The organism is Rhizobium sp. Root149, from assembly GCF_001427345.1.
In the GTDB taxonomy this organism is placed as follows: domain Bacteria; phylum Pseudomonadota; class Alphaproteobacteria; order Rhizobiales; family Rhizobiaceae; genus Neorhizobium; species Neorhizobium rhizoryzae.
Genome location: NZ_LMGD01000020.1, coordinates 126,474 through 149,807 on the forward strand (window position 1 = coordinate 126,474; position 23,334 = coordinate 149,807).

Consider the following 23,334-nt stretch of genomic DNA (forward strand, 5'->3'; position numbering starts at 1 on the left):
GAATCCCGAGAGCGCGACCCGCAAGGGCTTCACAACATTGGCGCATATCGATATCGCAAAATCGCAACACACGTTTGCGCGGCATGCTTTAGCAGTTTCTATAGCCGAGCGGAACCGTAACCTTGTTGCCGATGCCCGAAGGCGGTGGCGGCACGGGAGAGGCCCGGCGAACCAGATCCACCATGTAGTCATCGAAATCGCCAAAGCCCGAAGAACGCGCCAGCGAAACGGCGCTCAGATTTCCGCCACCATCAATCCGGAAGCTCACATAGGCGGTGCTACCACGTCCATTGGCCGGGCACTTTCCGCGCTGACGGGCCAGATGCGCCGCAAGCTTGGCCTGCCACTTCGCCGGTGAAACGGAAGACGTGCCAGTTGCGCTGGATGTGGCGGCTGCAGCTGTCCGCGTCGATTCCTGAACGTCGGCCTTTGCCTGTACGGTAGCTTTCGCTGCCGGCGGCTGCGGCTTTGGCTTGCGCTGTTCTACCTTCTTTTCAGGCTTCTGTGTCACCACCGGCTTTGGCGTCTCCGGGGCAGGGCGGGCTGCGGGCAAAGGAACCTCGACATGCTCCAACATGGTCAGTTGTTGTTCCGCCGGTTGTTCAACGGGCTCCGGAATCTCTTGTGGAATGGTCTGGGTGGTTTCCTGCACCGGTTCCGGCTTCTCCTCGATCGGTGGCGGCTCCGGTTTGAGCATGGCAGTTTCCAGAGGCTGCTCTGCTGGCGGTTCCGGTGTTGGCTCAGGTTCCGGGACGGGCTGTGCGTCAGGCGTCAACTCGGCCTGCTCAACCGGTTCGCTTTGCTCTGTCTTGACCTCAAGCGAGTCTTGCGTTTCTTCGGACACAACCGTTTCCTCGGTCGCTGCGGCTTCCGGAACCGCTGCAAGCTCGATCATGATCGCGGCAGGCGGCGCAAGATCACCGCTCTCCTCCGGCTCATGACGCAGCAGAACAGCGGCCGCAGCCAGATGAGCGGTTAGAACCAGCGAACTTGCCCCGGTCCACAGGGCTGCTTCACCCAGTCTTCGTTTCCATCTGCCGGCTGTGGATGTCATCATGACTAACTCCTCAAGGCCCTAGTGCCGGTGTCGTCGTTGATGGAACGCCAACCGTTTCCAGGCCCACAAGAGCGATCTTCAAATAACCAGCATCGCGCAAAAGGTTCATGACTTCCATGAAGTGGCCGTAGTCCACCATCTTGTCTGCACGCAGGAAGATCCGCGTATCCTTGTTGCCCTGTGTCTGCGCTTCCAGAGCCTGTGAAAGCTGCTCGCGCGCTACGGGGTCATTGCCAAGGTTAAGGCTAAGATCTTCCTTGACGGTCAGATACAGCGGTTGGTCAGGTCTCTGGGCCGGTTTCGCGGTCGAGGCGGGGAGATCGACATTGACATCCACTGTCGCGAGCGGCGCCGCCACCATGAAGATGATCAGCAGAACGAGCATGACATCGATGAAAGGGGTGACATTGATCTCATGATTCTCGCTCAGATCATCCCCATGGTTTTCGCGAATTCCACCTGCCATGTCACTCTCCCGCCATCAGCGACACGTTAGGCTTTGTACGCTGGCCAGGCGGCACTTTGCGGAAATCCAGATCGCGGCTCACCAGCCGCTCGACACCTGCGGCAGCATCGGCCAGCAACTGCCGGTAACCGGTAATGGACCGGGCAAAGATGTTATAGATCACCACGGCAGGAATGGCGGCAACAAGACCGATCGCAGTCGCCAGCAGCGCTTCAGCAATGCCGGGTGCAACAACAGCAAGGTTGGTCGTCTGGGATTGGGAGATGCCGATGAAGGAGTTCATGATCCCCCAGACGGTCCCGAACAGTCCCACGAAGGGGCCGACGGAGCCAATCGTAGCAAGTGCACCGGTCCCGCGCATCATCCGGCGACCCGCGCCGACCTCGATCCGTGAAAGTACTGAAGCGACGCGCTCCTTGACGCCGGAATTGTCTGCATGATCGAGCGTGGTCTCGGAAAGCTTGAGTTCGCGTGCTGCCTCATGAAGCATGGTGGCAGCAGGACCTTTGCGCCGCTCCGCAAGCACAATGGCGTCCGCCAGTGTGCGCGACTGACGAACCGCCTCCACGATTGCCGTCGCGCGCCGCCGCGCGCCCATAAGTTCCAGAGATTTGGCCAGCCAGACCGTCCAGGTCAGCAGAGAGGCCAGAGCAAGGCCGATCATGACGCTCTTCACCACCCAATCGGCGGCCATGAACATGCCGAGAGGCGAAAGATTATGGGGAATGTCCGAGCGCTCGCCGCTTGGGAGCAACTGGGAGAGCGCTTGACCCGTTGCCTCGACAATTGACTTACCCTGTGGCGCGTCGCCGGCTGGCGGCGTTGCTGCCGAAGTAGCACCGGTTGACGGCGTGGTCTGCCCAGGGGCAGCAGGAGCGGTCCGGTCCAAAGGTGCCGTAACTGCCGGGGCGGCTTGCTGGGTCTGGGGAGTTGAAGGCTGCTCGGTTTGCGCAAGGACTGGCAGGGCAATAAATGCAAGGCAGGTTGCCACCAGAAGCATCCGGCTCCAAGAATTCCGGGCTGTCGGCGGTTGAATAGAGAGGTTGGCGAGTGTGTAAGACATGGACAGCTCCCGATTTCTGACCGGCATCAGGGATGACGGGTTATCCCGCCCTATCGCGGACAGGCCAGTCCTGCCACGCTCCGTTGAGCTACCGCATAATAAACATGACGAAAAATGTAAACTATTAAAGGCCGCCGTTTGAAAGAATCTTTCAGACGGAACTCATGTTTTAAAGCATGGCGCGCAAAAGTGTGCAGCGGTTTTGCGATAACGACATGCGATAAGGGAAGAGAGATAAAGCGGCAGGAGCGAGTCTGAAAGATTGCGACGCGCTTTATCTCAAAAGGCTTTCTGAAACGAAAAACGCCGGGCACGAGGCCCGGCGTCGGATGCAATCGATCGTGTGACGATCAGAGTGTGCGTGTAACGTGTTCCACACGGAAGCACTCGATGGTGTCGCCAGCGCGAATGTCTTCGTAGTTTTCGAAGGCCATACCGCATTCCTGACCCACCGGCACTTCGGAGACTTCGTCCTTGAAGCGCTTGAGTGTCTTGAGCTTGCCTTCGTGGATGACCACGTTGTCGCGAACCAGACGCACGCCTGCGCCGCGCTCGACCTTGCCTTCCACGACACGGCAACCGGCAACCTTGCCGACCTTCGTGATGTTGAAGACCTCGAGGATTTCGGCATTGCCGAGGAAGGTCTCGCGACGTTCCGGCGACAGAAGACCCGACATCGCTGCCTTCACGTCATCCACCAGATCGTAGATGATGTTGTAATAGCGAATTTCGATACCTTCGCGTTCAGCCAGCGAGCGAGCCTGTGCGTTAGCACGAACGTTGAAGCCGATGATGGCTGCGTTCGACGCTTCAGCGAGTGAGATATCCGATTCCGTCACGCCACCCACTGCGGAGTGAACGATGCGGGCACGAACCTCGTCGGTGCCGAGCTTGTCGAGAGCGCCGGCAATGGCTTCGATCGAGCCCTGCACGTCACCCTTGATGACCAGCGGGAACTCCTTCATGCCGGAGCTCTGGAGCTGGTTCATCATCTGCTCGAGCGAGCCGCGCGAACCGGACTGGCGTGCTGCCGCCTTGTCACGGGCCAGACGCTGGCGGTACTCGGAGATTTCGCGAGCACGTGCTTCGTTCTCGACGACGGCGAACTTGTCACCGGCAGCAGGTGTGCCCGACAGGCCAAGAACCTCGACAGGCATGGCCGGACCGGCTTCCTTGACGTGCTCACCCTTGTCGTTGACCAGCGCGCGAACGCGGCCCCACTGATCGCCCGCCACGATGATCTGGCCCGGACGCAGAGTACCCTTCTGGATCAGAACGGTCGCAACGGCACCGCGACCACGGTCGAGCTCGGCTTCGATAACCGTACCTTCAGCCGTCCGGTTCGGATTGGCCTTCAGGTCGAGAATTTCGGCCTGCAGCAGGATAGCTTCAAGAAGCTTGTCGAGGTTGGTCTTGTTCTTTGCCGAAACTTCGACGTCAAGAACTTCACCACCCATGGATTCGACGAAGACTTCATGCTGCAGAAGCTGCGTGCGCACCTTCTGCGGATCAGCCGTCGGCTTGTCCACCTTGTTGATCGCCACGATGATCGGCACGCCGGCCGCCTTCGCGTGGTTGATCGATTCGATCGTCTGCGGCATCACGCTGTCGTCGGCCGCAACCACGAGGATTGCAATGTCCGTCGCTTGCGCACCACGGGCACGCATGGCCGTAAAGGCGGCGTGGCCGGGCGTATCGATGAAGGTAATCTTCTGGCCGTTCTGTTCGACCTGATAGGCACCGATATGCTGCGTAATACCACCAGCTTCGCCAGCAACGACGTTGGCGTGACGGATGGCGTCGAGAAGCGAGGTCTTGCCGTGGTCGACGTGGCCCATGATGGTCACGACCGGCGGACGCGAAACCAGCTCGCCTTCATCGTCCTTCACGTTGAAGATACCTTCTTCAACGTCCGACTCGGAAACGCGCTTCACGGTATGGCCGAATTCGGTTGCGATGAGTTCTGCAAGGTCGGCGTCGATGACGTCGCCCGGCTTCATCATCTGACCTTCCTTCATCAGGTACTTGATCACGTCGACAGCGCGTTCGGACATACGCTGCGAAAGTTCCTGGATCGTGATCGTTTCCGGCAGGATGACTTCGCGCATGACCTTTTCACGCGTTTCCTGCATCTGGCTGCGGCGGAACTTTTCCTGACGGCGGCGCATGGCAGCCATCGAGCGGCCACGCGAGGAACCGTCATCATCCACATCGGCGGTGGTCACCGTCAGCTTGCCGCGGCGGCGATCGTCTTCCTTCGGACGGGCCGGAACCTTGGCCGGAGCCGGGGCGGCAACCTTGCCACGCGCCGGACCGCTACGGGCTGGACCGCGATCATCGTCTTCGTCATCCGATGGCTTGCGACCACGAACCGGCAGACCAGGCTGCGGGGCAGGTGCGGCCGGAGCCGCACGGGGCGGCTGGGGACGGTTGTTGTTTTCGCGCGGGCGAGCCGTGACCGGAGCCGCAGACTGGGAACGTTCCGCTGGAGCCTCTGCAGCCGGAGCTGGCTGTGCAGTGGCGGGCGCAGCAGGCTCGGCGAGCGCCTGAGCCTTTGCCTCCGCAGCACGACGCTCTTCTTCGGCACGCTGTTCTGCAGCGCGACGCTCTTCCTCAACCTTGCGACGGGCCTCGTCTTCGGCACGCTGCTTGGCTTCGATGATATCGCGTGCCTGAGCTTCTGCCAGGGCGCGGCGGCGTGCATCCATTTCCGATGCGGAAAGGTCGTGCAGCACTGCACCGCGCGGACGGTCGCTGTTCGGACGCGAGTTGTTCTGCTGCGGGCGGGAATTGCCCTGCTGCGGCCGCTGGTTCTGCGAGCTCGGCTGATGAACGCGCTGGGGTGACTGCGGCGCCGGACGGGCGGGCTGCGGCGCGGGCGCTGCGGGGCGTGCCTGCTGAACAGGAGCCTGCTCTACGGGGCGCGGCGGCTGGGCAGCCGGTGCTGCTGCAACGGGAGCCGCAACAGGCGTGATCGGCTTTTCGTCTTCGGGGCGGAGAGGGCGGCGCTTGCGGGTTTCAACCACAACCGCTTTGGTGCGACCGCGACCCATATCCTGGCGCACGGTACCCTGGCTCATCCCTGACGGCTTCAGGGTGAGGGTTTTCTTGCCCGATACGCTGAGTGTCTTGTCGTCTTTACTGTCGGTCATCCGTTCCTGTTCCTTCCGGCAGGAGCGGATGGCAACCATCAGGTCCTGTCGTTCAATACACGTCTTCCAATGCGGCAGCCGGCAATAGCCGGTGACCGCGTCATGTGTCTGACCGGCCAGCGCCACCATCTGCTCCGGAGTGACCGCCATTGCGGTACGTTTCGAGCATGGTTGCGCGCTTCACTACACCTTCACCCGCCTGTCCGGCAAGCGCCGCGGCATGGATAAAAGCATTCTGGCCCATCAGTTCGTCCATTTCGGCTGCGGAGAAGAGCCGAAAGGAGGGAATCTCCTCCTCGGCATCCGTTCCGAGCCTCCAGGCCTTGCGGGCCTGGTCAATCTTTCGCACGCCATCTGCGGCGGCATCGGCAGCGTGAAACACGCCGACCGCTTCGCCGGTCCGCACGGCATTATCCACCTTCATCGCGCCGGAGATGAACTGTCCCGCCTTGCGAGCCATGCTCATCATCCCGACCAGATCGGTTACCAGCAGGCGCTCGACCATCAGGCCCAGATCGGGCTCGGCCTTCACGTCCCGCTTGAGAGCCCTGGCGAAGAGCTTGCGTTTGATCGCGAGCTCCACCAGATCCCGTTCCGCCTTCACCCAGCATCCACGACCGGGTAATTGCCGCTTCAGATCCGGCACAACCTGCCCCTGCGGGCCGGCAACGAACCGGATCAGTTCATGAGGGTCGAAGGTCTTGCGGCTCACGATACAGGTACGATCGTTCACCACGAGTTCCTCTTCATCCGCTGCGTGATCACGGGCGTCAGCCGCCGCAATCATTGTTCGGCAGCGGCGTCCGCCTCCTCGTCAACGGCCTCTTCTTCAAGAGCAGCCTGTTCGCGAGCCAGATCTTCCTGCGTGATCCAGCCAGCAGCCAGGCGCGCCTGCAGGACCATGTTTTCCGCTTCCACGCGGGAAACGTCGAACTTTGAAAAGAGGCCTTCGAATTTCTTGGTCTCACCGTCCTTGCGCTCGGACCAGCCAACCAGATCGTCTGCAGCGCAACCGGCGAAATCCTCTACGGTCTTGATACCGTCTTCGCCAAGCGCAACGAGCATCTTTGCCGTCAGGCCGTCGATCTGGCGCAATTCGTCGGATACGCCGAGTTCCCGGCGTTTTGCATCCATTTCGGCTTCGATCCGGTCGAGATATTCACGAGCACGCGTCTGGATCTCGTTGGCCGTATCTTCGTCGAAACCGTCGATAGAGGCGATTTCGCCAAGTTCAACGTAAGCCAGTTCCTCGACCTGCGCAAAGCCTTCGGACGCCAGAACCTGACCCACCATTTCGTCGACGTCGAGCGCATCCATGAACAGGTTCGTGCGCTCGTTGAATTCCTTCTGGCGGCGCTCGGATTCTTCCTGCTCCGTCATGATGTCGATATCCCAGCCCGTCAGCTGCGAGGCAAGACGAACGTTCTGGCCACGACGACCGATGGCCAGCGAAAGCTGCTCGTCCGGCACCACGACTTCGATGCGCTCTGCATCTTCATCAAGAACCACCTTGGCCACTTCCGCAGGTTGCAGTGCGTTGACGATGAACGAAGCCGGATCGCCCGACCACGGAATGATATCGATCTTTTCGCCCTGAAGTTCGCCGACGACCGCCTGAACTCGGCTACCGCGCATACCAACGCAGGCGCCGACGGGATCGATCGAGCTGTCGTTTGAAATGACGGCAATCTTGGCGCGAGAACCCGGGTCGCGAGCAACCGACTTGATCTGGATGATGCCATCGTAGATTTCCGGCACTTCCATGGTGAACAGCTTCACCATGAACTGCGGATGGGTACGCGAGAGGAAAATCTGTGGGCCACGCTGTTCACGGCGAACGTCATACACGTACGCACGAACGCGGTCGCCATAGCGCATGTTTTCGCGCGGGATCATCTCGTCACGGCGAATAATGCCTTCGCCACGGCCAAGGTCGACGATGACGTTGCCGTATTCGACGCGCTTGACCGTTCCGTTGACGATTTCGCCGACACGATCCTTGAATTCGTCATACTGGCGATCGCGCTCGGCTTCACGAACCTTCTGCACGATAACCTGCTTGGCAGACTGTGCAGCGATACGGCCGAAATCCATCGGTGGCAGCGGATCGGCAATGAAGTCGCCGATCTTGGCGTCGACGTTGCGGTCACGGGCCAGAGCGAGCGGAATCTGGGTCGTGTAGTCTTCCGCATGTTCCACGACTTCCAGCAGGCGCTGAAGGCGGATCTCGCCCGTCTTGGAATTGATGTCCGCGCGGATATTGCTTTCCGTGCCGTAACGCGAACGAGCGGCCTTCTGGATAGCATCGGCCATAGCGGCCAGCACGATTTCGCGGTCGATGACCTTTTCGCGCGCCACTGCATCTGCGATTTGCAGAAGTTCAAGCCGGTTCGCACTCACTGCCATTGTCGTCAGTCTCCGTCGATCGATTTTGTCTGTGCCCCAACCCGAGGAGGGTGAAGGTCTTGAAACGTGTTGTCTTACTCTTCGTCAGCGTCGTTCTGGTTCGCGGCTTCCGCCTTGGCCAGTTTGTCGGCGCGCAGGGCGTCGCGGATCAGATCATCCGTCAGGATCAGCTTGGCTTCCGCCAGGGCTGTGAACGGAACACGCAGGCGGGGCTCTTCCCCGTAGCCGATCTGGTCGCGCTCCAGCGTGAAGCCTTCATCGTCTGCCTCGGTAATCTTGCCGCGAAAACGCTTGCGGTTATCCAGCAGGATGGAGGTCTCGCATTTCACGATATGACCGGACCAACGGGCAAAATCAGACTTGCGAACCATGGGCCGGTCGATTCCGGGCGACGATACTTCCAGATGATACGCCTTATCGACGGGATCTTCCACATCGAGAACCGGAGAAATCGCCATCGAAACCTGCTCGCAGTCTTCAACGGTCATCGTACCGTCGTTGCGCTCGCACATGACCTGAAGGGTCAAACCGTTGAGGTTCAGCAAACGCACCCGCACAAGACGAAAATCCATCGCGTCGAGAGTGGGTTCAATGATTTCGGCGATCCTGAGATCGAGGCCCGTCTCGACGATGAGACGCGGTTCCTTCTGGTTTTCCTGCATATGGTCTTCCGGCTTTGCTCGCACAAGGGCGAGAACGTCGCGTGCATCGACCGCCTAACAAAAAAGAGCGGGTCCGGTGCGGCCCCACTCTTCATCTGACGATCAAGAATTTGAACTCTCTATACCGCTTAAGCCCCGTGAATGCAAGGGTTGCGGTCAGAGCCGCCAAAGCCTCTCGATTTGCGCTTGTTAGAGGTGGCCAGCACGCTAAGTTAGTCAGCATAAACAAATCAGCATGAGGTTCAACGTGCCCGAGCGCATCTCATCCTTTGCGCCCTTCCGTCACCAGACCTTCCGTGAAATCTGGCTCGCAAGCGTCGTTTCCAATTTCGGCGGTCTGGTGCAAGCGGTCGGTGCCGCCTGGATGATGACGGCGATCTCCAGTTCGGAAAACATGGTGGCGCTTGTTCAAGCCTCGCAGGCTCTGCCGATCATGCTGTTTTCCCTGATTGCCGGGGCGCTGGCGGACAATTTCGACCGTCGGGCGATCATGATCTCCGCGCAGGGGTTCATGCTCATTGTCTCGGTTTTTCTGGCAGTGTTTGCCTGGGTGGATCTTCTGACACCCTGGCTGCTGCTGGCCTTCACCTTCCTCATCGGCTGCGGAACGGCGCTCAACAATCCATCCTGGCAGGCCTCCGTCGGGGATCTCGTCCCGCGTCCGGTCCTTCCTGCCGCGGTCTCCTTGAACAGCGTCGGCTTCAATATCACCCGCAGTGTCGGCCCTGCCATCGGCGGCATTATCGTGGCCTCTTTCGGAGCGGCCGCGGCCTTCGCCGTCAATGCCATGAGCTACATCTCCCTGATCTTTGCCCTGTCGCGCTGGAAGCCCGAAACACCGGACAACCGGCTTCCGCGCGAGACGCTGGGGAGGGCGCTTTCGGCGGGCTTTGGCTACGTGGCCATGTCTCCGAAGCTCATCAATGTCCTGTTTCGCAGCCTCCTCTTCGGCGTCTCCGCCAGCGCCATTCTGGCGCTGCTGCCGCTGGTCGCGCGCGATCTTGTCGTGGGTGGTCCGCTGACTTACGGTCTGATGCTCGGTGCCTTTGGCGTAGGTGCCGTGATCGGCGCCCTTTTGAATGCGCGCATTCGCGAAACATTTTCGACGGAGATCATCGTCCGCATCGCTTTCACCGGCTTCGGGGTGAGCGCTGTAACCGCTGCGCTCTCATCCTCCACGCTCCTGACCTGTGCAATCCTTACGATCCCTGGGGCGTGCTGGGTTCTGGCGCTTTCGCTGTTCAATACAACGGTGCAACTGTCGACACCGCGCTGGGTGGTCGGGCGCGCACTTTCCTTTTACCAGACAGCGACCTTCGGCGGAATCGCCCTGGGCAGCTGGCTCTGGGGCATGCTGGCGGAAACCTATGGCGTCTCAACCTCACTGATGATTGCCAGCCTTGCGATGGTTTTCGGCGCACTGTTCGGCTGGCGTTTCGCGCTTCCATCCATGGAGGCCCTGAACCTCGATCCGGCCAATACTTTTCGCGAACCCTCGCTTCGGCTTGATCTCCAGCCAAGAAGCGGCCCGATCGTTCTGCTCGTTGACTACACGGTGCGCGAAGAAAACGTGCCTGCCTTCCTGGCGCTGATGTCCGAGCGACGCCGTATCCGTATTCGTGACGGTGCGCGCCAGTGGGCCCTGATGCGGGACTTGGAAAACCCCGATATCTGGACTGAAACCTATCACACGGCCACCTGGGCGGATTATGTGCGTCATAATCAGCGTCGCACCAAGGCGGATGCGGAAATCTGGACGCAGATCCGGGCGCTCCACGCGGGGCCGGACGGTCCACGCGTCCATCGCATGCTGGAGCGGCAGGCCATACCTCCCGATCACGCCCGTGAGGATGTCTTCCACAAATCGGCGCTCGACCTTCATTGACCTTGTCGCAACATCCGGAAAACCCGCATGACCGAATATCGCAGAGCCGAAGAGACAGACCTTACCGCCATCGTCGCCATGCTTGCCGATGACGCTCTGGGCCGGACCCGTGAAGTGGTGTCAGATCCGGTCGACCGACGGTATGTCGATGCATTCCATGCCATTCAGGCTGATCCAAACCAAATGCTGGCAGTCGCGGTCGATGGCTCAGGCGATGTCGTAGGATGCCTGCAGATCAGCTTTCTGCCTGGGCTTTCCCGCCTTGGCCTCTGGCGCGGCCAGATCGAAAGCGTTCGGGTGGCGGCAAGCCAGCGTGGCAAGGGCGTCGGGCGGGAGATGATTCGCTGGGCCATCGGAGAGTGCCGCAAGCGCGGCTGCGGCGCCGTTCAATTGACCTCCGATAATCGCCGGGAGGACGCCCATCGCTTTTATGAAAGCCTAGGCTTCGAGAAAAGCCACGTGGGCTTCAAATTAACGCTCTGACTTATCTCAGCTTCGCCTTGAGGTTCTTATCGGGAAAGCAGGTGGGCGCCATCCCGTTCTTCGCCTGCCAGTCGCCAATCGAGCGGCGGGTCTTGAAACCTGCCAGTCCATCGGCCTTGCCCACGTCATAACCTTTCGCCTGCAAGCTTTTCTGCATGGCCAGCACATCGGAACGCAGCATCTTCCCCGTGGGCTTCCAGCCTGCCTGAAACGGACCTGCTCCGAAAGCGATACGGTCCGAGAGATTGCCGATGAAGAGCGCATAGAGATCGGAGTTGTTATACTCCTTCAGCACGTAGAAGTTCGGCGTCACGATGAATTCCGGGCCATTGCGACCGGCAGGCACCAGCATCATGCCATCTACCTTTGCCTCATGTGCCGGAAAGCCTTTGCCGTTGACACGGGAAATTCCGAGCGAAGCCCATTGCGAAATCAGCTTGGCGAGATCCGGCCCCTCCTGCGCACAGGAAACCTGAGCCGGGATCGTCACCTCGAAGCCCCAGTCGCGGTCGCGCTGCCAGCCCTTCAGCACCAGATAGTGTGCGATGGAGGCGAGTGTATCCGGCACGGAATCCCAGATATCCGCCTTGCCGTCGCCGTCGAAATCAACCGCATACTTTGCGTAACTCGAGGGCATGAACTGCGGCTGGCCCAATGCGCCGGCCCAGGAACCCCGCATACGCTCCGGCGTGATGTCGCCGTGCTGGATAATGCGCAAAGCGTCGATCAACTCGGTGCGGAACATGTCCTTGCGGGTGGACATGAAAGCCTTTGTTGCCAGCACATCCAGCGCCGCAAAGGGCAGTTTCGCACGTCCATATCCGGATTCACGACCCCATATCGCAAGAATGATCGACCCCGGTACACCATAGGTCTGTTCTACCTTGCGCAAGGTCGCAGCATGCGTCTGCGCCAGCGAACGCCCGGTCATGGCCAGGCCTTGCATGCGTTGCTCGGAAAAATAGGCGCCGGGTGAGGAAAATTCGGCCTGGGTTTGATCCTGTTCCTTCGGCGGCGTGGTGCCCGGTGGAACAAGGTCCGGCAGATCCCATTTCAATGAAACGCCTTTCAGCGCCGCATCGATCGTGGAGGCGGAAACGCCGGCCTTCTTTGCTTCCGGCGTGATGTCCCGGCTAAGCCATTGGCGAAATTGCTGCTCAACCTCGGCCTTGGAGGGAGCCGCCAGCGCAGGCATGGGAAGGCCGAGTGCCATCAATGAGAGGCAAAGTGTACCAAGTTTCCGGATCATCCACGCCTCCTCAAATCGCCGTTCGTGCACGTAACGCTGCCGTCAGCGTACCCTCGTCCAGGTAATCCAGTTCCCCACCCACGGGCACGCCATGGGCCAGCCGCGTGATTTTCACGGGCAGGTCTGACAGGCGGTCCGTTATGAAATGGGCGGTTGCCTGACCTTCCACGGTCGCATTGACGGCCAGAATGATCTCGCGAATGCCACCTTCGCTCACGCGGTCGACAAGGCTCTTGATGTTGAGATCGTCAGGCCCCACGCCATCGAGCGGCGAAAGCGTTCCACCCAGCACATGATAGGCGGCGTTCATGGCGGCTGCCCGCTCAAGCGCCCAAAGGTCCGATACGTCCTCCACGACGATGATGACGGATTGATCGCGACGGTCGTCGGTACAGACGGTGCAAGGGTCGCTTGTATCCACATTGCCGCAGCGGGAGCAGACCTTCACCTTGTCATAGGCCTCGCCCAGCGCGTGAGAGAGCGGGCCCATCAATTGCTCGCGCTTCTTGATGAGATGCAGCGCCGCCCTACGTGCGGAGCGGGGGCCAAGCCCCGGCACCTTCGCCAGCAGTTGAATGAGTTTTTCGATTTCGGGACCGGTAACACGTTTTGCCATGAGGCGCTTTTAGACGATAAGCACCGTTAACGGAATCTCACATTGAGGTATCTCTCATGAAAGTCAGCGCCGTCTGTCTCGGCAAGCCGGAAAAACTACCGGGCAAGAGCTACAAGAGCGGCATCAACAAGCAGCCGGTGGGCTATCCAGTCCATGTGGACGAGAACGGGCTGGTGGGTGATTCGATCTGCAACGGCAAATATCACGGGGGCCACGAACAGGCGGTCTATCTGGAAGGCAGCGAGACGCTCCGCTGGTGGGAGCAGGAACTGCAAAGGAATCTGCCACCGGGAACCTTTGGCGAAAATCTGGTCATTGATGGCCTTGAGAATCGCGATGTCTGTGTGGGCGACCGCTTCCACCTGGCAGGTGGCGTCATTCTGGAAGCCACATCACCGCGCGTTCCCTGCAACACGTTCACGGCGCATATGAATGATCCGAAAATTGCCAAGCGCTATACAGCGGCGGCGCGACCCGGCATTTATTGCCGCGTGATCCAGACAGGGGTTCTTGCAGCCGGTGAAGACGTCGAATTTCACCCCTATCGGGGCGAGCGCGTCAGGATTGCCGAACTCATGATCTTTCAGCCAAAGCGGCTCAGCATCGAGCAGCGAACCCGCTACCTGAGCGTTCCGCTGCATGAAGATCTCCAGGCAAAAATCAGGGATCTGGTATAAAAAAGGGCCGCATCTGCGACCCTTCGTCGGAGATCAGAACGGCAGCTTCATGCCGGGAGGCAGCGGCAGACCAGCCGTCACGGCGGCCATCTTTTCCTGCGCCTGCGCCTCGCTCTTGTCCTTTGCATCCTTGTGTGCGGCAACGATAAGGTCTTCAAGAATCTCGACCTCGTCTTCCTTGAACAGCGACGGGTCGATCTTGAGGCTGCGCAACTCGCCCTTGCCGTTCAGAACAACAGTCACAAGGCCGCCACCCGCCTTGCCCTCGACCTCAAGAGCGGCGATTTCCGCCTGCATCTTTTCCATCTTGGCCTGCATTTCCTTGACCTTGCCCATCATGCCCATGATGTCGCGCATCGTCTTGTCCTTCTCTTGTCGTTGTCAGATGTCGAGGTCGTCACCCGGCAGAATGTCGCCTTCGTCTGTTTCGATTATCGCCGGAGGTTGAGCCTCTTCCAACTCGTCCTCAACCGGCACCTTGATGCGAACGTCAATGATCCTGGCGCCCGGAAACTGAGCGAGAATGGCCGCGACATCCGGATCGGCTCGTGCATCCGTCTTGTGCTGTTCCTTGATCTGCGCTTCCGCCTCGGCCAGCGTCGGTTCGCCGCGCTCATTGGATAGCGTTACCCACCAGGTAATGCCGGTCCATTCTTTCAGCTTGGATGCCAGATCACTGGCAATGGATTTCGGCGCATCCGGCTCCAGGCGAATCTCAAGCCGACCCGGTTCCAGTTTGACCAGATGAACGGATTGGCGCACGCGTGCCCGCAGGATCGGCTCCCGGTTCGCTGTGCAGAGGTCGGAGATATCGGCGAGCGATCGGACATCCACCTTCGGCTGAGGCTGCGCATTTTCTTGCGGCCTGGTTTCCACGCGCCCGACCGGGGAGGGCTCAGCGCTGCTGGAGGGAACGGCCTGAAGTCGTGCCACCGGTTGTCCAGCCGTGGTGCGGGCCTGCGGTGTTTCGATTGCGCGGGCGGCCGGTGCCGCAGACATGGAGGCAGAACCGCCAAGGCTGGCCCGGGCGCCGCCACCGGAACCGCTTGGCGCGGATGCAGCGCCAGCATTGCCCGAAGCCAGAAGCTCGGTCACGCGTCTCGCCGCATCCTCCGGCGAAGGAAGGTTCGCCGCATGGGCAAGCCGGATGAGTACCATTTCGGCAGCACCTGCCGGACGAGACGAGTTTTCCGTTTCGGGTATGCCTTTGAGCAGCATCTGCCACATGCGAGACAATGTGGTGACGGCAACGGCTGCGGAAAACTCGGCACCGCGAACGCGCTCCACTTCGCTCAACGAAGCATCGTCGGCGGCTGCCGGAATATATTTGATCCGGGTTACCAGATGGGTGAAATCGGCAAGATCGGTCAGCACCACGACCGGGTTGGCGCCCGCTTCGTACTGGGCAGTAAACTCCTCCAACGCTGCCGTCACGTCACCACGAACAATGTGCTCGAAGAGGTCGACGATACGCGCCCGGTCGGCGAGCCCCAGCATGCCACGCACGGTTTCCACCTGAACGGAACCGCCACCATGGGCAATCGCCTGATCGAGCAGAGAAAGGCCGTCACGGGCGGAACCTTCCGCAGCGCGGGCAATCATCGCAAGCGCTTCCGGCTCGAACGCGATCGCTTCCTTGCCGAGAATGGTCGAGAACAGGCCGACGAGATCAGCGGCACTGATGCGGCGCAGGTCGAAGCGCTGGCAGCGCGAGAGAACCGTGATCGGGACCTTGCGGATTTCCGTCGTCGCAAAAATGAACTTTACATGCTCTGGCGGCTCTTCCAGCGTCTTCAAGAGACCGTTGAAGGCTTGCGTCGAAAGCATATGCACTTCGTCGATGATATAGACCTTGTAGCGCGCCGATACCGGGCGGTAGCGCACCTGCTCGATGATCTCGCGAATATCGTCGATGCCGGTATGGGAGGCAGCATCCATCTCGATCACATCGACATGGCGGCCTTCCATGATAGCCTGACAATGCTCGCCCGGAACGCGCAGGTCGATGGTCGGCTTATCGATGTCAGCGGTCTTGTAATTCAGGGCTCGCGCCAGAATGCGCGCTGTCGTGGTTTTGCCCACGCCACGAACACCCGTCAGCATATAGGCCTGGGCAATCCGGCCGGTCTCGAACGCGTTGGTCAGCGTTCGTACCATGGGCTCCTGGCCGACCATCAGGTCGGAGAAATCCTTCGGGCGATATTTTCGCGCCAGAACGCGGTAGGTGGCTTGGGGGGAATTCGTCAGGCCCGCATCACTCATCAGGTGTCACTCATCCTGTACCGCCAGTCTGATAGAAGCCTTGGTGGGGCCAATTCATCTCCGGTCAGTTCATTGATCGGACATCAGCGGGAAGCTGGCCGAACACTGACCGTGAGATAGATTAGGTGGGAGGCTGGCACGGCGACCCGTGCCGGGCTCGTTAGGGCTGCTTCCTTCCGGACCTGACCCGGTTGGCGAGTGGCTCGTCCACCACCAACCTCCCGAGGCCACATATCGTCGTTTCCCAAACCAAATGCAAGCCCCCAAACCAAATGCGAGCCAAGCCCTGAAAAAACTGCTAGCAAGATTATCGATGCAGGAGAGCCACGTGAATCGATTTGTGCTGGACGCCCGACTGGAAAAGGATTCTGAACTCGTCACCACGCTTGGCCTCTGCCAGTTGCGTTTGCTGAAAGACAGCCGCTGGCCTTGGTTGATGCTGATTCCACAGCGGGCGGATAAGACCGAGATCTTTGAACTGACGCCGCTTGATCAGACGATGCTGACCTTCGAGACCAATCTGGTTGCAGAAGCCTTGAAGACGGTGACGAAGGCTCGCAAGATCAATGTGGGTGCTCTCGGCAACATCGTTTCGCAGCTTCACGTCCACATTGTTGCCAGGCACGAAGGTGATCCCAACTGGCCCGGTCCGATCTGGGGTCATGGCTCCGCCACGCCTTGGGCCGACGATGCCAAACAAAACTTTCTGACCAATCTGAATGAAGCCCTCGCATCATGACACTTTCCATTTTTGAAACTCGTGCGCCGCACGATGAGCCAAGCAAGCTGACCGCATTTTCCGGAAACCGCCTGAATCGGGACGCCGAACATCGTACCGACGATTGCCTGGAGCCGGCGCTGGGTGTTCCAGGGCAGACGCTTCTGGTCATTGCTGGCGGCAAGGTCGTCCTCAAGCGGGAGGAGCCGGTTCCAGGCGCGTTCTTTTCGCGTGACGAGATCGCTGACCTGGGGTCGGACGAGGACAATGCCGTTCTCCTGGGCTACACGGTCGATGGAGCGCCACGCATCGCCATGCCGATTCGCACTCCCATGGAAGAGCTTGAAGCACGTTTCCGATTGACGGATGGCCGAAGCGCCTTCCGGGACGGTCTGCTGGATGAGGAAACGCTTGGCATCATCGCACAGGGCATCAGTCTGGTGCACTGGAACGGGGCCAACCTGTTCTGTGGCAAATGCGGAACGAAGACGGTCAGCCAGCAGGGCGGCTACAAGCGCAGCTGTCCGAACTGCGGACATATGATGTTTCCACGCACCGATCCGGTTGTCATCATGTTGACGGTCGACATCGAGCGCGATCTGGTGCTGCTGGGTCGCGGGCATCATTTTGCCCCGGGAATGTATTCGACGCTCGCCGGCTTCGTAGAGCCGGGTGAGACCATCGAAGATGCCGTTCGCCGCGAAACCTTCGAGGAAGCCGGCATCCGCACAGGCCGCGTTCGCTACCATGCCTCCCAGCCATGGCCCATGCCGCATTCTCTCATGATCGGCTGTTATGCCGAGGCGCTCGACCGGGACATCAACCGTGATGAGCAGGAGTTGGCAGATTGTCGCTGGTTTACGCGGGACGAGATCGCCACCATGCTGGACGCCGATCCTTCCGGAGAGGGGCCGTTCAGTCCACCACGCGGGGCGATCGCTCACCGGCTGATGCGCGATTGGGTGGAATGGCAAAGATAAGGGAGGCCGATGACGGTCAGTGAACCGCCATCACCTCGTCCTCCACCGCTTTGGGCTTGCGACGTGTAAACTGGTGCACCGCCAGCGAGACGCCAAGGATCTGCAGAAGGGCACCCAGGCTCTCGGTTATCGTAGGCCATCGCCCATCCATCATCAGCCCGAAGATGAGGCCGAAAACTGTTTCGGCAATGATGAGTTGCGCCGTCAAAGCGAGCGGCAGGCGGCTGGATGCGATGCTCCAGCACCACGTGGCAAGCCATGAAGCGGCAATGCCAAGCACGATGGCCCAGAGGAAGAAACGCGTTACCGCTTCGGCTGGTGCAGTGACATAAGCATTGGAGGCTAGGGGGATCAGCATCCCTGCACCGATCAGGCAGCCGATACCATGCAGTGTCGTCCAGTCGATGGCGCGCGGTGGATTTTCTGAGCGCATGACCTTTGCATTGAAAATGCCATAGACGACCCAGACCAGAAGGGCCGCCACGGCGCAGCCGATACCGGCGGCCATCATCTGCCGACCCTCGACGTCCAGCCCGTTCAGATGCTCGGCGTTGACGATCAGGATCCCGCTGCCGATCATCACGAGCGGCAGGCCGATCCTGCGCCACGAAATCGATTTGTCGATGAGATTGGCGATCACTGGCAACATGATGGGGGTGATGCCGATGATCAGCGGCGGCACGACGGATCCGGCCCACAGCACAGCCTGCGATGCAAGCGCGAAATAGGCGACATAGCCAATGAGGCCCAGCACAGAGCCGGCGAGCGCGTGCCGCCACCCGATGTTGCGCGGCCGGAAATAGGGATGCGCCAGCGATATCAGGCAGGTCAGCCCGAAAATCGCATAGCGCGCTATCGTGATATCCCACAGCGTGAAGGGGTGCACCAGCCGCGCGGCAACAAAGGTCAGCCCCCAGACGGCACAGGTAAACAGACCGGCGAGCAGACCAAGCAGCATGACGCGACCGTCACGCTGCGTTCAGGGTGCCGCGCATGGGATGCCCGCGATAGACGCCGAGAATGCGAACCTTCTCGGAAAAGAACCGGAGTTCCTCCAGCGCGCGGCGCACCGGTGCATCATCCGGGTGCCCCTGGATATCCGCATAGAACTGGGTCGCGATGAACTTGCCGCCAATCTGGTAGCTTTCCAGCTTGGTCATGTTGATGCCGTTGGTGGCAAATCCACCGAGCGCCTTGTAGAGTGCCGCCGGAATGTTGCGGACATTGAACACGAAGGTTGTGACAAGAACGTCTTTCTCGTCGCGGCGTGTCGTCCAGTGTTCGTCGCGGGACAGGACGACGAAACGCGTGACATTGTGTTCGGAGTCCTCGACGTTTTCCTGCAGGATGTCGAGACCGTAGAGGCTGGCTGCCAGCCGTGGCGCCAGCGCCGCCATGCTGCGGTCCCCCCGTTCGGAAACCAGCTTGGCAGCACCCGCCGTATCGCCTGCCACGACGGCCTTCCAGCCGTTTGAGCGGATGATCTTGCGGCACTGGCCGAGCGCATGGATATGGCTGTGAACGGTGCGGATATCGTCATGCTTCACGCCGGGCAGAACCATCAGCTGGAAGCGGATCGGCATGAAGTATTCGCCGACGATATGCAGGCGCGATTCCGGCAAGAGATGATGGATATCGGCAACGCGGCCTGCCAGCGTATTCTCGATCGGGATCATGGCGAGATCCGCATCGCCGCTTTCCAGAGCCACGAAGGCATCTTCGAAGGTCGGGCACGGCAAGGGCTCCATTGTCGGGAACATGTCCCGGCAGGCCATGTCCGAGTTGGCGCCGAAATCGCCCTGAAAGGCGATGCGATTGGTGGTCTGAACCATCTGCTTTTCCGATTATTGCTTGCGGCCAGCGAGGATTGCACGGGCCTTTTCGAGGTCGGCGGGAGTATCGACGCCGAGAGGAACCGAGTCAACGATCTCGACATCGATGCGCATGCCCGCCTCAAGGGCGCGCAATTGCTCGAGGCGCTCGCGAAGTTCCAGTGTCGAGGGACGCAGCTTTACGAATCGTTCGAGAGCCGAGCGGCGATAGGTGTAGAGACCGATGTGGTGATAAAGCGGGCCGGGGCCCGTCGGTGCAGTTGCCCGTGTAAAATAAAGGGCCCGAAGGCGGTTGTCCGCAATCGGGGAACCGATCACCTTCACGATGTTCGGGTTGAGCTTGTCTTCTTCGTCGACGATCTCCACCGTCAGCGTCGCAATATCGACGCTATTGTCTTCCATCGGACGAAGCGACGCATGGACCGCATCCGCCTCGATTGTCGGCAGATCGCCCTGCACATTGACGACAAACTCAACCTTGCCTTCGGGATCCGCCGCAAGAAGTGCCTCATAGATGCGATCGGAGCCGGATTGATGGTCGTCGCGTGTCATGACCACGTCGAACCCGGCGGCCTGCACAGCCTCGAAAACACGCGTATCGTCCACCGCAACCATCACGCGACCGACATCGGCTTCGCGTGCACGATGCGCCACCTGCACGATCATCGGCAGCCCGTTGATGTCCGCCAGTGGCTTGCCGGGAAGCCGCATCGACGCCATCCGTGCCGGAATGAGAACGAGTGTCTTGTCAAATCGCGGATTGCGCATGGTTTTCTCTTCGTATATGCCGCGCTGATGGAGGCAAAAGGTCTCAGGGGCGGGTTCGTGATTCAGGTTGCGCCAGTCCCGCAAAAGACATAGCTTTCGGTGGAATTCAAGGTGGGACGCCTGTGATTCCGACGGGTGGGAAGGAGCTTTTCGCGGATGAATGCCTATTCGAACATGGCTATGGGGGCCTTGCTCAGCACTGTATTTGTCTTGATGTCTGTGTCGATCGCCTCTGAAGGGCTTTTTCATTCGAAAGCGCCTGAAAAGCCTGGCTTTGCGATTGTAGCGGAAGAAGCGCCGAGCGCAGGTGGCGAAGCCGCCGCTCCGGCTGCTGTTCCGATCGCACAGCTTCTGGCAAAGGCCGATGCAACGGCGGGTGCCGCCGTCTTCAAGAAGTGTCAGGCCTGTCATTCCGGAGAGAAGGGCGGACCGAACAAGGTCGGTCCAGATCTCTGGGGTATCGTCAATCGCCCGATTGCGGGCCACGAAGGCTTTAGCTATTCGGCAGCTCTTAAGGATTTCTCCAAGGGCGGTTCCGTGGTCTGGGACTTTGAGCACCTAAATCACTTCCTTGCTGCGCCAAAAGCTTATGTTGCCGGAACGGCCATGGGTTTTGCCGGTGTGAAGAAGGATGATGAGCGCGCAAATCTGATCGCTTATCTCCGTTCGCTGGCCGATAGCCCGGCACCGCTGCCGACGCCCTGATCAGGCGTTGGGTCCGACTCTAATCGAAAGGCTCGCCCTGGCGGGCCTTTTTTTCGTTCGTTGTCGCCTGCCGATATTAACTTAGCTGAGAAGCCAGGCCCAGAAGCTAACGGAAAGAACGCCGAAGAGCGTCGTGATGCTGATGACGGAAGCGGCCAATCCGCTGCCGGAGCGAAAGCGCGTCGCGATGATCCAGGCGTTGATGCCTGTGGGAACTGAGGCGGTCAGGACCATGGCGGCCGTCCAGGTCTTCGGCAGGTCGACCAGCAGGGCAACGGCGTAGACTGCTGCCGGAAAAAGGATCAGCTTCAGCACTGCCATGACCGAGGCAAGCCCAAGCTGCCCGCGTACCGGATATTTGGTCAGTGTCATGCCGAGAGAAATTAGTGCAGCCCCGGCGGTGATGCTGGCGATCTGGTCGACGACGCTTTTCAGCACGGTTGGCAGAGTACCAAAGCCCGAAAGATTGAACGCGACGCCCAAGGCCAGCGCGATGACCAGCGGATTGCGGCTGAGATTGCTGCCGACCTGTTTCAGAACCGCGCCGATGCTGCGCCGCCCACCGCCATCGACTTTGGCGCTGGCATGCTCCATCAGGACCGTGCCGATGATCATCATCAGCGGCAAATGGATCGCCAGCAAAATGGAGATTGCAAGAATGCCGTCATCGCCCACCGATCGTCCAACCAGCGGCAGCCCGATGAACACATTGTTGGCGAAGGCGGCGGACATGCCGGCAATGACGCCCACCTTTTCATCCCGCTTGAAAAGATACTTCGCGATCAGATGACCAATGGTCCAGGTGACCGCAACGCCGCCGAAATAGGCAATCCAGAGCCTGAAAGGTGAAGCGCCTCCAAAATGCGCTTCCGCCAGCGTCCGGAAAATGAGTGTCGGCAAGGCGATCTTGAAGACGAATTCAGCGATCGAATCGCCCGCCTCAGAGCGCATGAGACCGGTCCGGGCGACAAGCCAGCCAATCAGGATCAGGATGAAGACGGGAGCGACATTGGTGAATACGGCAGACAAGGCGGGAACTTTCCGGGTCGGGGAGTTCCGGTCTATCGCATTCGCATATCAGTGACAAATGATGCTGCGCGCGGGCGATGCAGAAAAAGCACGCCCGTCCTCGGCTATGAACCCACGCTGCAAGCTTCGCGGTTGTGAGGGGTACCGGAACCGCCTCGCGCCAGTTCATCCGTGGACTGCAAGGCGTTCCGATGCTCCAGTCACTAAACGATAAGGATGACGATGGTATGACAGCAGTATCGAGCGCGCGACGGCCGGTTTTTTGCTTTTCTTCGGGCGTGAAATTATCCATACAGAGCGCGCAAATCCTACGGAGATGGATCAGTTTATGAGCAAGTTCGACGTCCTCACCATCGGCAATGCCATTGTCGATATTCTGTCCCGCTGCGAGGACACGTTTCTGGACGAGAACGAGATCATAAAGGGAGCGATGAACCTGATCGATGCCGATCGCGCCGAGCGTCTCTACAGCCTGATGGGCCCGGCCCACGAGGCATCCGGCGGAAGTGCCGGCAATACGGCGGCAGGTGTTGCCAGTTTCGGCGCGCGGGCTGCCTATTTCGGCAAGGTGGCCGAAGACGAACTGGGCAAGATCTTTCAGCACGACATCCGCGCGCAGGGCGTTCATTTCGAAACGAAGCCTGAAGGCACCTTTCCACCAACGGCCCGCAGCATGATTTTCGTCACACCCGACGGCGAACGCTCGATGAACACCTATCTCGGTGCCTGCGTCGAGCTTGGTCCCGAAGATGTGGAGCCGGAAGTCGTTGCCCAATCCAAGGTCACCTATTTCGAGGGCTATCTCTGGGATCCGCCGCGTGCCAAGGACGCCATCCGTGATTGCGCCCGCATAGCTCATGAAAACGGGCGTGAAGTCTCCATGACGCTTTCCGACAGCTTCTGTGTCGGACGTTACCGCGCGGAGTTTCTCGAACTCATGCGCTCCGGAACCGTAGACATCGTTTTCGCCAATCACGAAGAAGCCCTCTCGCTCTACGAGACCGATGACTTCGAACTCGCTCTGTCCAGCATAGCAAAGGACTGCAAGCTGGCGGCTGTCACACTTGGCGAAAACGGCGCAGTGATCGTGCGCAAGGACGAGCGGGTGAAGGTCGAGGCGATCAAGATCGATCGCCTGCTCGACACGACCGGCGCGGGCGATCTGTTTGCAGCCGGCTTCCTGACGGGCTACACGCAGGGCCGCTCGCTGGAAGATTGCGGCAAGCTTGGCTGCCTTGCGGCAGGAATCGTGATCCAGCACTTCGGGCCACGACCCATGGTTTCCCTGAAAGACGAAGCGATCAAGGCCGGGCTGCTGTAAAGG

At 60.0% G+C, this 23,334-nt stretch carries 22 protein-coding genes and 1 other RNA gene; 7 read left to right on the forward strand and 16 right to left on the reverse strand.

Going from position 1 to position 23,334, the window contains the following annotated elements:
- Window positions 1-88: 88 nt before the first annotated feature.
- The 7 genes from ASD54_RS12705 to rimP form a co-directional block, all read right to left on the reverse strand.
- On the reverse strand, window positions 89-1,057 hold the full coding sequence (locus ASD54_RS12705) for a TonB family protein (protein ID WP_062554981.1): 969 nt from the start codon (window positions 1,055-1,057) through the stop codon (window positions 89-91).
- A 10-nt stretch (window positions 1,058-1,067) separates the two neighbouring features.
- Entirely contained in the window at window positions 1,068-1,523 is a 456-nt protein-coding gene (exbD, locus tag ASD54_RS12710; protein ID WP_062554982.1) for a TonB system transport protein ExbD, read from the reverse strand.
- A gap of 1 nt (window position 1,524) precedes the next feature.
- Entirely contained in the window at window positions 1,525-2,586 is a 1,062-nt protein-coding gene (exbB, locus tag ASD54_RS12715; RefSeq protein ID WP_244484751.1) for a tonB-system energizer ExbB, read from the reverse strand.
- A gap of 350 nt (window positions 2,587-2,936) precedes the next feature.
- Entirely contained in the window at window positions 2,937-5,738 is a 2,802-nt protein-coding gene (infB, locus tag ASD54_RS12720) for a translation initiation factor IF-2 (protein WP_062555450.1), read from the reverse strand.
- Window positions 5,739-5,838: 100 nt separating this feature from the next.
- Window positions 5,839-6,525, reverse strand: coding sequence for an RNA-binding protein (locus ASD54_RS12725; RefSeq protein WP_062554984.1), 687 nt, complete (start codon window positions 6,523-6,525; stop codon window positions 5,839-5,841).
- On the reverse strand, window positions 6,522-8,144 hold the full coding sequence (gene nusA / locus ASD54_RS12730; RefSeq protein ID WP_062554985.1) for a transcription termination factor NusA: 1,623 nt from the start codon (window positions 8,142-8,144) through the stop codon (window positions 6,522-6,524). Before nusA ends, ASD54_RS12725 begins: the two co-directional genes overlap by 4 nt.
- Window positions 8,145-8,218: 74 nt before the next feature.
- Window positions 8,219-8,806: a ribosome maturation factor RimP gene (gene rimP / locus ASD54_RS12735; protein WP_062554986.1), complete on the reverse strand. Its 588-nt coding sequence runs from the start codon at window positions 8,804-8,806 to the stop codon at window positions 8,219-8,221.
- Window positions 8,807-9,053: 247 nt separating this feature from the next.
- Between rimP and ASD54_RS12740 the strand changes: the two genes are divergently transcribed.
- On the forward strand, window positions 9,054-10,691 hold the full coding sequence (locus ASD54_RS12740; RefSeq protein WP_062555451.1) for an MFS transporter: 1,638 nt from the start codon (window positions 9,054-9,056) through the stop codon (window positions 10,689-10,691).
- 27 nt (window positions 10,692-10,718) lie between these two features.
- The gene (locus tag ASD54_RS12745; protein WP_062554987.1) at window positions 10,719-11,174 is read left to right on the forward strand and encodes a GNAT family N-acetyltransferase; all 456 of its coding nucleotides are present in this window, start codon (window positions 10,719-10,721) and stop codon (window positions 11,172-11,174) included.
- A gap of 1 nt (window position 11,175) precedes the next feature.
- On the opposite strand, the gene ASD54_RS12750 is transcribed toward ASD54_RS12745, so the two are convergent.
- Together ASD54_RS12750 and recR are read right to left on the reverse strand one after the other, a co-directional pair.
- The gene (locus ASD54_RS12750; protein ID WP_244484761.1) at window positions 11,176-12,369 is read right to left on the reverse strand and encodes a lytic murein transglycosylase; all 1,194 of its coding nucleotides are present in this window, start codon (window positions 12,367-12,369) and stop codon (window positions 11,176-11,178) included.
- Window positions 12,370-12,433: 64 nt separating this feature from the next.
- Entirely contained in the window at window positions 12,434-13,039 is a 606-nt protein-coding gene (gene recR, locus ASD54_RS12755) for a recombination mediator RecR (protein WP_062554989.1), read from the reverse strand.
- A gap of 56 nt (window positions 13,040-13,095) precedes the next feature.
- Between recR and ASD54_RS12760 the strand changes: the two genes are divergently transcribed.
- A complete protein-coding gene (locus ASD54_RS12760) occupies window positions 13,096-13,716 on the forward strand; it encodes an MOSC domain-containing protein (RefSeq protein WP_062554990.1) in 621 nt (206 codons plus the stop codon).
- Window positions 13,717-13,749: 33 nt separating this feature from the next.
- Here ASD54_RS12760 and ASD54_RS12765 read toward each other — a convergent pair whose 3' ends face one another.
- From ASD54_RS12765 to ffs, 3 genes are all read right to left on the reverse strand, one after another.
- On the reverse strand, window positions 13,750-14,073 hold the full coding sequence (locus tag ASD54_RS12765; RefSeq protein ID WP_062554991.1) for a YbaB/EbfC family nucleoid-associated protein: 324 nt from the start codon (window positions 14,071-14,073) through the stop codon (window positions 13,750-13,752).
- A gap of 24 nt (window positions 14,074-14,097) precedes the next feature.
- Entirely contained in the window at window positions 14,098-15,978 is a 1,881-nt protein-coding gene (locus tag ASD54_RS12770) for a DNA polymerase III subunit gamma/tau (protein WP_062554992.1), read from the reverse strand.
- 125 nt (window positions 15,979-16,103) lie between these two features.
- Window positions 16,104-16,200, reverse strand: an RNA gene (ffs, locus tag ASD54_RS12775) — signal recognition particle sRNA small type.
- Window positions 16,201-16,306: 106 nt separating this feature from the next.
- On the opposite strand from ffs, the gene ASD54_RS12780 reads away from it, so the two are divergent.
- Window positions 16,307-16,717, forward strand: a complete 411-nt coding sequence (locus ASD54_RS12780) for an HIT family protein (RefSeq protein WP_156379215.1) — start codon at window positions 16,307-16,309, stop codon at window positions 16,715-16,717.
- A complete protein-coding gene (gene nudC / locus ASD54_RS12785) occupies window positions 16,714-17,676 on the forward strand; it encodes an NAD(+) diphosphatase (RefSeq protein WP_062554994.1) in 963 nt (320 codons plus the stop codon). Before ASD54_RS12780 ends, nudC begins: the two co-directional genes overlap by 4 nt.
- Window positions 17,677-17,692: 16 nt before the next feature.
- On the opposite strand, the gene ASD54_RS12790 is transcribed toward nudC, so the two are convergent.
- The 3 genes from ASD54_RS12790 to ASD54_RS12800 are packed head-to-tail and all read right to left on the reverse strand — an operon-like array spanning window position 17,693 to window position 20,276.
- Window positions 17,693-18,634 (reverse strand): DMT family transporter, encoded by a 942-nt coding sequence (locus tag ASD54_RS12790; protein WP_062554995.1) that lies wholly within the window; start codon window positions 18,632-18,634, stop codon window positions 17,693-17,695.
- Between the two features lie 10 nt (window positions 18,635-18,644).
- Window positions 18,645-19,508 (reverse strand): prephenate dehydratase, encoded by an 864-nt coding sequence (locus tag ASD54_RS12795; RefSeq protein ID WP_062554996.1) that lies wholly within the window; start codon window positions 19,506-19,508, stop codon window positions 18,645-18,647.
- A gap of 12 nt (window positions 19,509-19,520) precedes the next feature.
- Window positions 19,521-20,276 carry a 3-deoxy-manno-octulosonate cytidylyltransferase gene (locus tag ASD54_RS12800; protein ID WP_062554997.1) on the reverse strand — a complete coding sequence of 252 codons (756 nt, stop codon included), beginning with the start codon at window positions 20,274-20,276 and terminating at the stop codon, window positions 19,521-19,523.
- A gap of 156 nt (window positions 20,277-20,432) precedes the next feature.
- On the opposite strand from ASD54_RS12800, the gene ASD54_RS12805 reads away from it, so the two are divergent.
- Window positions 20,433-20,981: a cytochrome c family protein gene (locus ASD54_RS12805; protein WP_062554998.1), complete on the forward strand. Its 549-nt coding sequence runs from the start codon at window positions 20,433-20,435 to the stop codon at window positions 20,979-20,981.
- 81 nt (window positions 20,982-21,062) lie between these two features.
- Here ASD54_RS12805 and ASD54_RS12810 read toward each other — a convergent pair whose 3' ends face one another.
- Window positions 21,063-22,010, reverse strand: a complete 948-nt coding sequence (locus ASD54_RS12810) for an AEC family transporter (protein ID WP_062554999.1) — start codon at window positions 22,008-22,010, stop codon at window positions 21,063-21,065.
- 328 nt (window positions 22,011-22,338) lie between these two features.
- On the opposite strand from ASD54_RS12810, the gene ASD54_RS12815 reads away from it, so the two are divergent.
- On the forward strand, window positions 22,339-23,331 hold the full coding sequence (locus ASD54_RS12815) for an adenosine kinase (protein WP_062555452.1): 993 nt from the start codon (window positions 22,339-22,341) through the stop codon (window positions 23,329-23,331).
- The last annotated feature ends 3 nt before the right edge of the window (window positions 23,332-23,334 follow it).

Excerpts from the sequence above, each read along its gene's own strand:
- ASD54_RS12815 (WP_062555452.1), top strand. The coding sequence starts at position 22,339 with ATGAGCAAGTTCGACGTCCTCACCATCGGCAATGCCATTGTCGATATT.
- ASD54_RS12790 (WP_062554995.1), bottom strand. The coding sequence starts at position 18,634 with ATGCTGCTTGGTCTGCTCGCCGGTCTGTTTACCTGTGCCGTCTGGGGG.
- ASD54_RS12770 (WP_062554992.1), bottom strand. The coding sequence starts at position 15,978 with ATGAGTGATGCGGGCCTGACGAATTCCCCCCAAGCCACCTACCGCGTT.
- ASD54_RS12705 (WP_062554981.1), bottom strand. The coding sequence starts at position 1,057 with ATGATGACATCCACAGCCGGCAGATGGAAACGAAGACTGGGTGAAGCA.
- exbB (WP_244484751.1), bottom strand. The coding sequence starts at position 2,586 with ATGTCTTACACACTCGCCAACCTCTCTATTCAACCGCCGACAGCCCGG.
- ASD54_RS12750 (WP_244484761.1), bottom strand. The coding sequence starts at position 12,369 with ATGCCTGCGCTGGCGGCTCCCTCCAAGGCCGAGGTTGAGCAGCAATTT.
- recR (WP_062554989.1), bottom strand. The coding sequence starts at position 13,039 with ATGGCAAAACGTGTTACCGGTCCCGAAATCGAAAAACTCATTCAACTG.
- rimP (WP_062554986.1), bottom strand. The coding sequence starts at position 8,806 with ATGCAGGAAAACCAGAAGGAACCGCGTCTCATCGTCGAGACGGGCCTC.
- ASD54_RS12800 (WP_062554997.1), bottom strand. The coding sequence starts at position 20,276 with ATGCGCAATCCGCGATTTGACAAGACACTCGTTCTCATTCCGGCACGG.
- ASD54_RS12765 (WP_062554991.1), bottom strand. The coding sequence starts at position 14,073 with ATGCGCGACATCATGGGCATGATGGGCAAGGTCAAGGAAATGCAGGCC.
- exbD (WP_062554982.1), bottom strand. The coding sequence starts at position 1,523 with ATGGCAGGTGGAATTCGCGAAAACCATGGGGATGATCTGAGCGAGAAT.
- ASD54_RS12805 (WP_062554998.1), top strand. The coding sequence starts at position 20,433 with ATGAATGCCTATTCGAACATGGCTATGGGGGCCTTGCTCAGCACTGTA.
- nudC (WP_062554994.1), top strand. The coding sequence starts at position 16,714 with ATGACACTTTCCATTTTTGAAACTCGTGCGCCGCACGATGAGCCAAGC.
- ASD54_RS12725 (WP_062554984.1), bottom strand. The coding sequence starts at position 6,525 with ATGATTGCGGCGGCTGACGCCCGTGATCACGCAGCGGATGAAGAGGAA.
- ASD54_RS12795 (WP_062554996.1), bottom strand. The coding sequence starts at position 19,508 with ATGGTTCAGACCACCAATCGCATCGCCTTTCAGGGCGATTTCGGCGCC.
- nusA (WP_062554985.1), bottom strand. The coding sequence starts at position 8,144 with ATGGCAGTGAGTGCGAACCGGCTTGAACTTCTGCAAATCGCAGATGCA.
- ASD54_RS12745 (WP_062554987.1), top strand. The coding sequence starts at position 10,719 with ATGACCGAATATCGCAGAGCCGAAGAGACAGACCTTACCGCCATCGTC.
- infB (WP_062555450.1), bottom strand. The coding sequence starts at position 5,738 with ATGACCGACAGTAAAGACGACAAGACACTCAGCGTATCGGGCAAGAAA.
- ASD54_RS12760 (WP_062554990.1), top strand. The coding sequence starts at position 13,096 with ATGAAAGTCAGCGCCGTCTGTCTCGGCAAGCCGGAAAAACTACCGGGC.